Source organism: Affinundibacterium flavidum, from assembly GCF_014284175.1.
GTDB classification, from domain to species: domain Bacteria; phylum Pseudomonadota; class Gammaproteobacteria; order Burkholderiales; family Burkholderiaceae_D; genus Undibacterium; species Undibacterium flavidum.
In genome coordinates, this window is sequence record NZ_JACOGA010000004.1 from 275,643 (window position 1) to 289,293 (window position 13,651).

The window sequence follows — 13,651 nt, forward strand, 5'->3', positions numbered from 1 at the left end:
AAATAACAAGCAGCTCAAACGGATATTCCAAGTGCTGCTTATTTTTTGAATTCACATGTCAAGCAGGCTTTACATAGCGAATGGCATGGGTTGTTAGTGAAAATACAGAACGGCAAGGCATCTACGGATTCCCTGCTTTTTTTATCGCCAAGTGTGTCAACTTTGCTTTACATAAAACTTCATCAAGGACAAGGAAATCATCATGAATATCAGCAAAACATTAACTTCCACTTTCTTCAGCATCGCCTTCGCCACCGCTATCGGTGCGGCGACCTATGAGACTGCCTATGCCGCGGCTAACACCACGATTAGTACCACTTCAGCCGCAGAGCAATTTCAAGTCGGTAGTATGTATGTAGAAAAGTATGCGAATCCACAAGCCAAAGGCGCACCGGTGATTTTGATTCCGGGCTTATCTAGCGGCGGCTATGTGTGGGATGAAACCGTCAAACAATTGCGCGCTGAACACGAACTGTATGTGATTACGCTGGCTGGTTTCAACGGCAAACCAGCGCTGCCTGGTGCCAAACTGCCTAAGGCAAAAGATTCGCTATTGGAATTAATTCAAACCCAAAAAATCAATCAACCGATACTGGTCGGTCATAGTTTGGGATCTGCGTTGTCAATCTGGTTCGCTGAATCTCACTCAAATTTAATCCGCGGTGTATTTGCGGTGGATGGCTTGCCGGTTTTCCCTGGTACGCAAAATATGACTCTGGAACAACGTACTGCAATGGCGGAAGCTGGCCGTCGCCAAATGGCGAGCGCGGATGCAAAAACGTTTTCCGAACAACAGTTGCAATACATGCGGATGATAGGTCTGGTCGATCAGGCACAAGCAGAAAAAATTGCGGTGCGTAGCGCCACCAGCGATCCTGTTGCAACAGCAGATTACATGGCAGAATTATTGATGATGGATACACGCCAAGATTTGCCAAAAATTAGCGTGCCAGTCGCCTTGGTGTCGCCTTACTATGCCACCGATTTCGCCCGCATGAATATGTCGGAAGACGCGAAAAGTGCTTACTACATGAGCTTTGTGCAAGGCATACCTAAACTGAATTTAGTCAGCATCAAGGATGCGCGCCATTTCGTGATGCTCGATCAACCTACAATTTTCCACGAAAAATTACTGAGCTTTATCAATCAACTGTAAGCCAAGCTAGCGGCAAAAAGCGAGCGTGAAGAAATTTCAGCTCGCTTTTTCTATACGGTTTTGGTTAGGGTCTGTTGACATATATTTTAGTCAAGCGTTTCACTCAAAACGCGGGATGGCAAGGCACATCTCGCCGCTGCGGCTGGCCGCCCCAGCAAGAGATGTAACGCTGTCCATCTTGCGTTTTGATTGAAACCCTCCGGGAATGGCTCAAATGGGCACTTGGCGTTGTTGCAAGCTGCTTATAGTGCCCGCACTATAAGCAGCTTGCGGTGCAGTCAGGGTTTCGGACAGCATGCTGTCCGCTGACGTAACGAAGTTCCCTTACAAGGGAACTTTCCCATAGCGATAGCCTAGCGCAGTGCCCATTTGCGCGCATTCGCTTGCCTAAAATATATGTCAACAGACCCTAGTTCAAGCATATTCAAAGCGGTAGGAAAATCCGGGCTTTGTGGACGCAATGTCCGAACTGAAATGCATCAAATTCGTATCTTCCATCGTCACAGGATCGTGTGCATAAAACTGGCCTTGTGCATGAAATAGCAAAGGCAATTTGCCACCTGCGATCACTGGTGCAGACAAGCTTGCTTCAGGGCGTAAATCTGGTGTCAGCAAATAGTATATTTCCAAGAGTCTTTCTTGCGCTGCCCCTGGCTGCAGTCGGCCAAGTATCAATGCATGCGGCAGTATGTGTAGTACTCGCAATTGCACCAAGCCTTTGAAGTTGGCACACAATTCTATCTGCATACCCGACAACAAAGGCATAGGCTGATGTTTTTCAAGAATGACCGAATTAAGCAAAGTGCCGTAGCGCGAGCTGTCTATTATCTGAACACCGCCTAAGCTCCGGCGAATGATGGCGTGCTGTGCGCTGATACGTCGCTCTGAGCTGAGATGGTGCAAAACGATATCCGCAGTCACTTTCGTCGTTTGACGTCCTAGCGTCCATTCTCGTCGCACTAATAGCTGAATCGGAATGTTGGTCGGGATGTTGGTTGGGATGTTGCTCAATTGGTCTGCAAGCGGCACAAGTCGGGCGCTTGTCAGCATGATTGTAGGTTGCAATGTTGGTTTAGCCACTGCAGCTGGTGCACCTAGCAGATTTTGATAGGTCGGCACGGCGACTTCGACCAAGTTTTCGTCCCAGGCTATGCTGCTTAATCCCATTGCTAAAGGTGCGGATGCATCCTCGCGCTGCCCGGTCGCTACTTCCCATTGCGCAATGGCGGCATCTTTGGCGTAAATATCAATATTCAACTGACGGTGTTGGCTCTCTTGCATACCCGATAGTCCACCAAGTTTAGCAATCGCACCATCCTCCGCATGCACACGCACGTTCTTTTGCGAAGCTAAAAAGACTTGATGAATTTCACTCAAACTAGCGTTCGCCCTGGGAATCAAGATCGTCGTCGTGCAAACCCATAAGCGCTGACAACCACTCGCATCAAGATAGCTAAGTTGCACATCCAAAGGATATTGCCCATGTTCTTTGCCCTTGCTCGAGAAGCTCAACAGCACGGCCTGCCAGGCACCAGACGGTGAGCGCTGTAAAGTTTGTTGCGATGTCTGTGGAAGCAGTAATTCCGAACGGAATTCAAAGCGTAATTCTTGAATAGCACGATCTAGTTCAGCACGTAATTCCAGCTTCAAAGTCTGACGCCCACCCGCAGCGCGCGGATCATAGCCACTAAAATGCAAAGAGCTCGCACTTTTCTCTGCCTGATATGACAACGACTCAGACACAGGCACGGTCAAAGCCTGAGGAAGCAGACTTTGCATGGTTTGATAAGCTTGACTTTTATTCATGACTGCACAAGGCCAGAGAACGCAAAAGAACACAAATGAGTTGAGTGGACTACAGCATTACTGTAACCAACTACGCGGCGAGCGAAACCTAGAATAGGCGGGGCTTTGTGAATCTACTCTGTGCTTAAGTTCTGTACCTAAGTTCTGTACCTAAGTTCTATGCTCGTACTTATCAAAAATAACAAAACCGCTAATTGACCCAACACCGACAGTGCAGTAACCTAGCCGCTCTCCGCAGTCGTGCTAAACAAAGTGCCGCAGCAATAGCGCACAGTCAGCAGCGCTGACATCTCATCCCATTGGAAACTGTCATGAAAAAGATCGTTGTAAAATTTGGTGGTTCTAATTTGCGTCAACCACAAGATATTGATCGTGTGATCAATGTGGTGCAAACCTATAATCGTCCTCTCATCTTAGTCGTCTCAGCGTTTTACGGCATTACCAATGCCCTGATTACTTGCGTACAAAATGCCAAAGAAGGTGCTGGCACCAAAGCGGCACTGGCGGAAAGTCAGGATTACACGCAGCACCTGCGTCGCCTTAAACGTGAAATCATAGAAGCTAATGTCACGAGCCCCGCTGACCGCGATCGCATAGAAAAAGCCTTAGCCGTACGCATCGATCAGCTAGACCGCTATTTAACTGGCATTCACTGCATAGGCGACGTGCCGACTTTTGTCTACGATGCGATTCTCAGTTATGGCGAACGCCTGTCGAGTTTGCTGCTCACCGAAGTATTGCTCAGCCGCGGCATTCAGGCGCGCGAAGCTTTACCGGAAGACATCGGTCTGATTACCGATGGCGTATTTGGAAATTCTGCTTGCGATTTCGAAGCGAGTGCAGCCTCGGTTGCGCAGGCCTTACAAGGCGATGAAGTCATCATCGTACCGGGCTTTTATGGTATCGACAAAGAGGGCAAAGCAACGCTATTTGGTCGTGGTGGTTCGGATTATTCCGCCGCCTCCATCGCTTGCTGTATAGGCGCAGAATCATTGGATGTGTGGAAAGATGTGGATGGCTTCTTAAGCGCGGATCCCGGCTCGGTCAGTGCGCCCCGTTCGATTTCTCAATTAAATTATTTAGAAGCCGCCGAGCTGTCCTATTTTGGTGCGAAAATCTTACATCCACGCACAGTCGAACCCTTGTTTAACCAAGACATTCCTATCCGTATCTTGAACATCACCAAACCCGAACGCGGCCTGCAGCCTTACACCGTGATTAACGCACAGCGCAAAGTGACCAAAGATGTGGTGAAGAGTGTGACCTCCACCGAAGACGTCGCAATTCTCAAATTACACGGTCCAGGCGTTGGATTTAAATCTGGCATTTTGGCGCATGTGACCAACGCACTCGACAGCAATGGCATCAATATCAAGAGCGTACTGACGGCACAAACTGCGATCAATATTTTACTGGCGCGCGATCATCTGGATGCCGCCTATGCGATCGTGGCAGAACATCATTTAGCAGGCGTGGTCGAAGTCTCACGCAACGCGGAAGTAGCAATCGTCGCAGTGGTCGGTGATGGCGTATTAGAAGCTTCTGACGTTGGCAGTGCAATTGCTAGCCGCGCCTTATCAGCGGCAATTGCCAGTGGCGTGCGAGTTTGTTTAGCCGCGGCCGGTGCGAGCGAAGTGGCGGCGTATATGCTGGTGCATCAGGATGACCGCAAGCTGGCTTTGCAGGCGGTGCATGCGGAGTTTTTTGGGGTTTAAATCCTAGTGCGTATTGATCAACAAAAGATCAATACGCATCTTGGCCACAACCATTATTTACGCAATCTAAGTTCGACTCACCACCTGGCATTTGTAACATCACTCCCAATGACGTTACCACAAGGGCATATGGCAGCGCGAGTTACATTGCAGCCTAGCTCTCACCACCAATCTAAAGCTTGTCATTTACCCAAATTAGATCTCATCAGAAGATTGATGAGTGACATAAATATCAATATATTTCACTGGTGAGCTTCATTTTTTGTGCTATAAACTCGCGTGCTTTTTTGACAAACAACGTTCCTACCTTTCTTCGCAAAATGACTCAAGCAAACAAAACACTTTATCTCAATTCGACCAGCCCATCGTATGGGAGCAACGTTGCGATCAATAGCAATATTACCTTCACGTTTAGCGAAGCGATTTTCGCCGGAGTTGGCTACATCACCATTAAAAATAGCATTGGCGAAGTGGTTGTATATGAAAGTGTTACTGGCCCGAATGTTTCTATTTCAGGCAATGTCTTGACACTCAACCCTAGCGTTGATTTTGCTTTTCTGACGGATTATCGCGTCACCTTATCGACCGGAATCGTCACAACGAAAGAAGGCTTGGCATATCAAGCCCCTTATTATGACGTGGCAAGTTTTAAAACAGAACTCAGTAATATCGCCATCAACTTCACCGGTACTGATAGCTCGGACACCATCCATGGGGGAAGCAAGGCAGATATTCTGAATGGCGCAGGGGGATCTGATTACATTAACGGCTATGACGGTGACGACATCATCAATGGCGACAATGAAACCGACACTTCGGCCTATGCGAATGACAATATTTATGGTGGTGCCGGCAACGACATCGTGCATGGTAATACCGGCAGCGACTACCTGTATGGCGATGAGGGGAATGATAGCTTATATGGCGATACGGGCAACGATACGCTATATGGCGGCAGTGGCAATGACACTTTGTCTGGTGGCGCTGGTGACGACTACCTCTATGACTACAGCGGAAGCAACATCTTTTTTGGCGGTGATGGAAACGACAGAATAATCTCCAGCGCTAACTATACACTGGGCGAGTTTAACCAGCTATCCGGCGGTACGGGCAACGATGAAATTAGCGCGAACGGCGCAGATGATGTTAACGGCGACGACGGTGATGACACCATCAATTTTCAACCCAATAATTATCAAACACGCACTGCCAATTTGGATGCGGGCAATGGCAACGATAAATTGACACTAGGGCTAGGAGGGCACAAAAATGTCATCAATATCAAACTCGGTGCTGGAACGGATACGATCGCCTTTGGGTATGGTTACGATTCTTCCCAAGGCACGCATTATATCGTGCAAGATTTTGCCGTCGGTGCGAATGGTGACCAAATAAAACTGAGTAATTTTGTACCTTGGAATTCCAATACCAATCCCTTTGCTGCCAATGGCACTATGCGCCTGCTCAAAGTAGGTACTGACACACAATTGCAATATAAGCCAACTACACAAGGCAATTCAGATTTTCTGACTTTGCTGACATTCGCAAACATCGCACCTAATCAATTAACAGCAGCAAATTTTGTGGGCGGCTTTAATCCAGATGGCAGCCAGGTTGGAATGACCATCGTTGGCACTAATGGCGCCGACACTTTAAGTGGCGATATCCTCAACGATCATATTTCTGGCTTGGCTGGCCCCGATACGCTTTACGGTGGTGCTGGTGATGATACTCTCATCGGTGGCAACGAAGATTCCGCACAAGATTCAGATACGCTTTACGGAGACGATGGTAATGATTTATTGAAAGGCGGAGCCGGTAATGACACGCTTTATGGCGGAAATGGAAACGACGTTTTAGAAGGTGGTAGCGGCGACGATATATTCTTCGACTCTAATGGTTTTAATACGCAACGTGGTCAGGATGGCGATGATCGCTTCAATATTGCATCCAATGATGCTTTGTCGTTTGAAGGAGGCATATATGAGGGCGGCAATGGCAACGACACATTTAGCATTAACTCTTATAGCAAACTAAAAAATATCAGCATTAATGGTGGCGCTGGTGTTGATACGATCATCTTCTATAGCTCCAATATTAGTGACGCAAAAGTAACTGATTTCTCCATCACAGATGGCGATATGATTGATCTTAATCCACTAATGCCGTCTTCTGTCGCGAGCAATCCTTTTGGTAGCCTTGGCTATTTTAAAGCGAGTCAAGACGGTAACAACGTCGTCATTTCATTTGACCCAGATGGAGCGGCGAGCAGCCTCTATGGAATGCGCACTCTCATTACTTTAGAAAATATTCTACTGCAGAATTTGAGCTCTAAAAACTTTGCCAAAGGCTGGCACCCAAATGGCAGTGAAATCGGGGAAGAAATTCGTGGCACCAATGGCGCCGATATTCTCGCGGGCAAAAATCTCAACGATACAATTTATGGTGTGGATGGCGATGACCGTATTCAGGGTGGTGCGGGCAACGATACATTGTATGGAGACGCGGGGAATGATGATTTAAATGGGGACAGTGGTAACGACGTCCTATCGGGTGGTACTGGAAATGATCGATTAGATGGCGGAGCTGGTGACGACACTCTAGATGGTGGTGATGGCGACGACAATTTAAGTGACGAATACGGCACCAACATTCTCCGTGGCGGCGCCGGTAAAGATCAAATTAACCTCAATGGCGAGGGAAGTATCGCAGAAGGTGGTGACGGGGATGACTTAATCCGCACCTCGGGTGGTCTCGTCACGATAGATGCTGGCTCAGGCAATGATCGTGTCGAGTACGGAGGCTACTGGGGAAATCCATCCAATAGCGGCATAGGGACAATTAATCTGGGAGTTGGCGACGACACTTTCATGTTTGCGCCACGGTCGCCAGACTCGATTGCTGTTGTCAATGGTGGTAACGGCAAAGATACTTTTGAAATAAGCTCAACAAGCATCAACGGACATCTCATCATCAACGATTTCCAATCAGGGAATCAAGGTGATGTCATTGAATTGGCTGACCTATTGAGCAGCTACAACTACAAAGGAGGCAATCCTTTCGGCGCTTCTGGTGTATTGAGAATTGTCCAAAAAGGCAGCGATGCCGTGATCGAATATGACTTCGATGGTCCAGATCATTTGATGTATAGCTTCCGACCTATCATCACACTCAAGAATCTACAGGCAAATACGCTCACACTCACTAACTTTACCGGTGGCATCAATCCGAATGGTTCGGAAGTTGGTATGACGCTCTACGGCACCACAAAAAATGACACACTTAACGGAAAAATCCTCAATGACACTCTATTTGGTGGTGCAGGAAACGATACATTATTCGGAGAGCGTGGTAACGATGAATTACACGGCGGTAATGGCAACGATGAATTAAACGGCGGCCTTGGGAATGACATTTTATATGGCGATGCTGGCAACGATAATCTCTACGATTCCGAATCAAGTGGCAACAATACCTTATACGGTGGAGAGGGTAACGATATACTCTCCACATCAGGAACCGGGTCCAATATTCTCAATGGCGGCAATGGAGACGACTTTCTTACTGCTGGGGCCGGTAATGATGTATTGAACGGTGATGACGGTAACGATAAGCTAGTGGTACGCTTTTATTACTCAAGCATCAACCAATTGAGCGATCATGTTGTGCGTGTTAACGGTGGTAATGGCCAAGACAAGATTAGCCTGCAAAATAATTACAGCTCCAACGACATAGCAAAACTCGAAATTAGCGGTGGCAATGGTATCGACACCTTTTCAATGGACTATGTCAACGGTAAGGTGCAGTACCTCATCAATGACTTTGTACCCGGTGTCAAAGGCGATTACCTTGACATCAGCAACTTACTTGATTATTCCATTCGAGAAAAAAATCCATTTGGCCAGACAGGTTATGCGCGCCTGTTACAGCGTGGCAACGATACCATCGTACAAATTGATCTTGATGGCCCAGAGGATTACAAGCAGTTTCAGGATACCTTCATTCTAAAAAATGTGAAGGCTAGCGATCTGATCGCCGCGAATTTTGTGAATTACTATTCACCAGATGGTATTTTACAAGGCATAGAACGCGAAGGCGACGAGCAAAACGATACTCTGCTTGGCACTAAACTCAACGATATACTCAGTGGCAATGGAGGCGACGACAAGATCAGTGGTTCAGCAGGCGACGATCAATTATTTGGTGGCTCAGGAAATGACTGGTTGGAAGATAACGCCGGTAACAATAGTTTTTCAGGTGGTGAAGGCAATGACATAATCGTCATCAATAGTATTGGCAGTAACAAAGCAGACGGCGGTGCTGGCGATGATACGATTAATATTAACAATGGTAGTGGCGTGCTTATTGGCGGTGACGGCAATGACACCTTCAATCTCAGCGCCCAATACATCAGCGGAACCTTCGGCAATTTGACACTCGATGGTGGTGCAGGTCAGGATCTGTTTTCCCTTGGAAATTATTCTTCTAATAAGATAGAAGTGAATATCACTGGCGGCAGTGGCTCTGATACTTTTGAAGCCGGCTGGTATTCAGAAAATGCCATGGTCGCTATTTTAGATTTTGATGTTGCCTCCAATGGAGACAAAATTTCATTGCAATCTATCGTCAACCATCTCAATTACTCCACCAATTCTATCCAAAATCCATTTACAAACGGCTATGTGAGTCTCCGACAAAATGGGAAAGATGTAGCACTCGTTCTTGACCTAGATGGTACAGGTCCGATTGCAGGTAAAACGATACTGACGCTAAAAAATACCGACATCAATTCCCTCAATCAAAATCACTTTGTAGATTTATATGATCCTAAGGGCTCCATCGAAGGGCTTACGCAGGTCGGTGACAGCGCATCCAATCAACTCCTCGGTAGCTGGGCATCCGATACCTTATCCGGACTTGCTGGCAATGATACTTTGGATGGCCGAAGCGGTGATGACACGCTTGACGGCGGTGCCGGCGATGATATTTTAATTGCTGGCGTTGGCAATGATAAATTAATTGGCGGTGCTGGTTTCGATACCGTACTCTTCAATGCAAGCTTTAGAGAATACAAACTCACCAAAACTGACGCTGGATTTAGTACTGGGGGAAGATACTATACAAACGGCGAAGGTACAGACAATCTCAGCGGAGTGGAGTATCTCAAATTTTCCGACCTGCAATTGAATCTGACGGTCAAAGAAAAGGCGAGTAGCGTTGCCGCCGGCGATGTGAAAACCCTCATCGAGTTATATATTGCTTTCTTCAATCGTACACCTGACGCCGATGGTATGTCGTATTGGATCGACCAATTGAAAGGCGGGCAGACGATGGCAAAAATTGCGGAGTCATTTTATTCAATTGGCTCATCCGATCAATTTACAGCACGCACCGGTTTCACGAAAACCATGACTGACGACGACTTCATCCATACTTTTTATCGCAACGTTCTTGGGCGTGATAACGGTGCCGACGAAGCAGGTCTCAGTTATTGGAAAAATAAACTAACGAATGGCACGTCAACGCGAAGTACTTTAGCGCAAGATATCTTAACGTCTGCCCATACGTTTAAAGGTAATGCAGATTTCGGCTATGTGGCCGATCTGTTAGACAATAAGTTTTTGGTTGGTAAAACTGTAGCGATTGATTGGGGTATCAACTTTGTCGATAATGCTTATGAACGAAGCATCGATATTGCTGGCGCAGTAACAGCCACCAGCACCCAGGCTGCATTGCAATTAGTCGGTGTGAATGCGGAGGATTTGCAGTTCTTTTGATTTTCAGACTTAAAATTCTTCGAATTTGAGAATTAGAAAGTAAGTGAAGCGCCACATGCAACAATGTGGCGCTTTTTTTATCTCAAAATTAATCAATAACGATCAATTACCGTCTTAAGGCATAGTCAAATACAAGGCAATCCGGCGTGATTCGCCAGGTGCCAAAGGCTTGCTAGTCGCTTTGTCGAAAGCGGCCATCGCTGCGCGGTTGCGTTTTTCGACTGCGTCCAGATGATTGCGCTGGGCTTGGCACTAATTGAAGCTTAATTCTCTGCCTTCCAATCTGTAGCTGTAGAGGGCTGTGCGCTGCTGACTGGTGTGTAGGCCATGATAGTTTTATCTTTGGCGGTTGCTTGCGGGCACACCGCCTAGATATAAGTCACTTTCCCACGGCTATCGGTACACTTTTTGACTTTCGCTTGTGCGGCAGTGCTTATAGCTATGCTTATAAATGCCAAGGCATAGCCAAAGATCAGACGTGGAATATTCATGGGGCAGGCTTTCATCAAAAACCCTTGCGATTTATGTGGTTGATAATAGTATTCCTCAATTCATTTTTTTGTAAAACCGGAAGTGGTGTAATGCATAGTTGCGCTGGGCAACAGAGTCACAGAATTTGCGCTAGCTCATGAATAGATCAAACTCTTCGGTTAGCTTTCTTTGTGCCATTTATGATGGAGCGCTGCTGGTAGAGTGAGAAGTTTTCGCTTAATTTTTCACCTAGGCCCAGCAACTATCAACGAATTTGGCAGAAGCGATCAACATGCAAACAAAAGATACGGGCGACTGGTTATCCGCGCAACAGGCGGTACAGCCCGATGGAACTGAATTGAGTAATCTTCCCTTAATTAACAAAAAGCTGCCGCCCTTAGTGCAGCAGCAAAGCGAAGTACCGGTGATTTCTAGCATCCAAGAAAATAGTTCAGAATTCCCTGCGTCAACGTAGTCGCTCATTCATAAAAACACGAAGGGCGATGTCACCTATGATGAAATCGCCCCTCTTTGTACAAGTCGGAATTATTGCAGCTTATTGCAACTTAATGATGCGACTTAACCTATCATGTCTCGTTGCAGGCGACGTGGCACTTCCCAATCCAATTCCCAATCGCGTTTCTTTTCTAAAGCATCGATATGTTTGAGTTTTTTGTCTTCTACGAATTTGCCGGACAATACCAATTTAGGTTTAGTCGGTGCAGAGACAAAGCCGCGTACTTCCCATAGTGAACGCTTAACTGTGGTCGCTGCCAGAATGCCGTAATCAGCACCACAAGTGATGCCTTTTTCTGCTACCAGAGCTTCACCGGCTTTAATGTATTTCGCGGCATAGATGGTGCCTTTCGTGGCAATCCAACGACCGCTATGGATTTCGCCGTTTAGGCTGGTGATTTGACCGACTGCGCGTATCGTTCCCCAAGCGCTGATGTCGCCGTGACTGTGAATCGAGCCCACGTTTAAGTTGCCCTGACAAATCACTTCGCCTGCGAACAAGCCGCCGTTAACCGCGATGTCGGTCTCACTAAAAACTTCACCTTTGACATTCACATCGCCATCGACGGCAATCGCAATCGCGCTTAAATGACCGCCGACGTATTGCACTTCGGCGACATCCAAGACGTCATCCAATTGCAAATTGCCGTGGCAATCAAGCACGTCGCATGACAGATAACCGAGCACTTGGATATCGCCGTAGCCACCAAAAGTTTCGTGACGTGCATCGCGCTTTAAGATGGCTGGATGAACTAACTTGTCCATGTAAGCACTACCGTCTTTGGCTGGCTTAGCTTGATCCAGTTCTAGCAAACGCGCCATCCATTCGGCATTGCAACCAGTCTTAAGCAAAAATTCGACTTCGATATCGCCCGCGCAATCGAGTGCTTGACCAACATACAGAGACTGCACTTTGATGTCGCCAGTGACGGTCAATTTGCCGAGACAAAATACTTCCTCGGCTTCGAGATTACCATCGACTAATAAATCGCCACCGATGATGACTTGATTCGTGATCTGCAAATCACCTTGAATATGGGCGTCGCCGGTGCTGGCGAATTGTTTGCGTTTAAGTTTTTTCGCCAGGAAAGGCGCGGGTGCTGTCGTCATCGTCATATTGGGCTCTTAGTCTTGGTGAAAAATCAGGTTGGCAAGGAATCTAAACGTCCGGCTTCGGCTAGTTCGCGGATCAGGCGTATGGTATCAACATCGGCTTCTTCATAAGCAGAACGACGATAAGCGTTATACATCTCATTCTCCGCATCTTGTTCGACGGTATGGCCGCTGTCATACACAAAGCGCACAAATAAGGCTTCGGGCACTGGCTCTTCTATGCTCATGCGCAGGGATGATTGTGGAATATCTTTTTGCGCAGGCACATCATAATGCACATGCTGCTGATGAACGAAACTAACTTGATCGGCAATACGCAAATCACCGTAACGCAAATTGCGTGACATGGTCACTTCGCTGCGCTCTGTGATGCTGCATTCATCAATGTAATCAACAAATAATTTGGGCGACTCTGCGCGCAAAATCAGGCCGCGCCATAACTGTTCACGCGTAATTACCAGTATCGCGGGATTGCTCAGGTCATTGATTTCGACCAGATGTTCAAATTTCATAGTAAATCCTTGTTGTATCGGTGTCGCACAAATGGCAGGCTCAGGTGGCACTTCACTCTATACACTTTCACCGCGCTTTGATCCCATTTTTCTGCGTTTTGGTGCCGCAAACTTATGCTTTCAGTTTATACCTCTTAGTGCCCGCGATTAAGTACTTTTCGTCGTCAACGCAATCCAAAAGAGGTTTGCCCATGCGAATAAAAAAGCCAAGCCGCCAATTGGCGTGATCGCGCCGAGTATGCGTATCCCGCTCAATGCCAACGCGTATAAACTGCCACTGAATAGCAAGATGCCCAGCAACATCGCGATCGCGCTGCGACGAATAGTGCGAGCAGGCCAAGGTTGCGACAAACTCGCCAAAGCAAATAATGCTAGACCGTGCAGCATTTGATATTGCACCGCGGTTTGCCAAATTGCGAGCATCTCACTACTTAGTTGGGATTTTAGGCCGTGCGCGCCAAAGGCTCCGGCAGCAATTGCGATAAATAAATTCAAGGCACCAAAAGCAAGCAGATGACGCTCTTGCAGCCATTTTTGCTGATCGTCTTGCATAAAAATCCCGAAAAAAGCGATACCACTGTGATC

The 13,651-nt window shown here is 47.1% G+C and carries 8 protein-coding genes; 4 read left to right on the top strand and 4 right to left on the bottom strand.

The window, feature by feature from the left end:
• Positions 1-202: 202 nt before the first annotated feature.
• A complete protein-coding gene (locus H8K55_RS05965; protein WP_186941157.1) occupies positions 203-1,156 on the top strand; it encodes an alpha/beta fold hydrolase in 954 nt (317 codons plus the stop codon).
• Positions 1,157-1,570: 414 nt separating this feature from the next.
• Here the strand turns inward: H8K55_RS05965 and H8K55_RS05970 are convergent, their stop codons facing one another.
• Positions 1,571-2,962 carry an FHA domain-containing protein gene (locus H8K55_RS05970; protein ID WP_186941158.1) on the bottom strand — a complete coding sequence of 464 codons (1,392 nt, stop codon included), beginning with the start codon at positions 2,960-2,962 and terminating at the stop codon, positions 1,571-1,573.
• A gap of 311 nt (positions 2,963-3,273) precedes the next feature.
• Here H8K55_RS05970 and H8K55_RS05975 point away from each other — a divergent pair, with 311 nt between their 5' ends.
• The 3 genes from H8K55_RS05975 (at position 3,274) to H8K55_RS05985 (ending at position 11,400) form a co-directional block, all read left to right on the top strand.
• Complete coding sequence (locus H8K55_RS05975; protein WP_186941159.1) at positions 3,274-4,677, top strand: aspartate kinase; 1,404 nt, start codon at positions 3,274-3,276, stop codon at positions 4,675-4,677.
• Positions 4,678-4,997: 320 nt separating this feature from the next.
• The gene (locus H8K55_RS05980; protein ID WP_186941160.1) at positions 4,998-10,454 is read left to right on the top strand and encodes a DUF4214 domain-containing protein; all 5,457 of its coding nucleotides are present in this window, start codon (positions 4,998-5,000) and stop codon (positions 10,452-10,454) included.
• Positions 10,455-11,217: 763 nt separating this feature from the next.
• A complete protein-coding gene (locus H8K55_RS05985) occupies positions 11,218-11,400 on the top strand; it encodes a hypothetical protein (RefSeq protein ID WP_186941218.1) in 183 nt (60 codons plus the stop codon).
• A gap of 104 nt (positions 11,401-11,504) precedes the next feature.
• Here the strand turns inward: H8K55_RS05985 and H8K55_RS05990 are convergent, their stop codons facing one another.
• From H8K55_RS05990 to H8K55_RS06000, 3 genes are all read right to left on the bottom strand, one after another.
• A complete protein-coding gene (locus H8K55_RS05990) occupies positions 11,505-12,557 on the bottom strand; it encodes a polymer-forming cytoskeletal protein (RefSeq protein WP_186941161.1) in 1,053 nt (350 codons plus the stop codon).
• Between the two features lie 26 nt (positions 12,558-12,583).
• The gene (locus H8K55_RS05995) at positions 12,584-13,066 is read right to left on the bottom strand and encodes an SRPBCC family protein (protein WP_186941162.1); all 483 of its coding nucleotides are present in this window, start codon (positions 13,064-13,066) and stop codon (positions 12,584-12,586) included.
• A gap of 147 nt (positions 13,067-13,213) precedes the next feature.
• Positions 13,214-13,618 (bottom strand): DUF423 domain-containing protein, encoded by a 405-nt coding sequence (locus H8K55_RS06000; RefSeq protein WP_230408495.1) that lies wholly within the window; start codon positions 13,616-13,618, stop codon positions 13,214-13,216.
• Positions 13,619-13,651: the final 33 nt, after the last annotated feature.

What these genes read in the sequence shown, in the direction of transcription:
- H8K55_RS05990 (WP_186941161.1), bottom strand. Translation starts at nt 12,557, where the DNA reads ATGACGATGACGACAGCACCCGCGCCTTTCCTGGCGAAAAAACTTAAA.
- H8K55_RS05965 (WP_186941157.1), top strand. Translation starts at nt 203, where the DNA reads ATGAATATCAGCAAAACATTAACTTCCACTTTCTTCAGCATCGCCTTC.
- H8K55_RS05980 (WP_186941160.1), top strand. Translation starts at nt 4,998, where the DNA reads ATGACTCAAGCAAACAAAACACTTTATCTCAATTCGACCAGCCCATCG.
- H8K55_RS05975 (WP_186941159.1), top strand. Translation starts at nt 3,274, where the DNA reads ATGAAAAAGATCGTTGTAAAATTTGGTGGTTCTAATTTGCGTCAACCA.
- H8K55_RS05985 (WP_186941218.1), top strand. Translation starts at nt 11,218, where the DNA reads ATGCAAACAAAAGATACGGGCGACTGGTTATCCGCGCAACAGGCGGTA.
- H8K55_RS05995 (WP_186941162.1), bottom strand. Translation starts at nt 13,066, where the DNA reads ATGAAATTTGAACATCTGGTCGAAATCAATGACCTGAGCAATCCCGCG.
- H8K55_RS05970 (WP_186941158.1), bottom strand. Translation starts at nt 2,962, where the DNA reads ATGAATAAAAGTCAAGCTTATCAAACCATGCAAAGTCTGCTTCCTCAG.
- H8K55_RS06000 (WP_230408495.1), bottom strand. Translation starts at nt 13,618, where the DNA reads ATGCAAGACGATCAGCAAAAATGGCTGCAAGAGCGTCATCTGCTTGCT.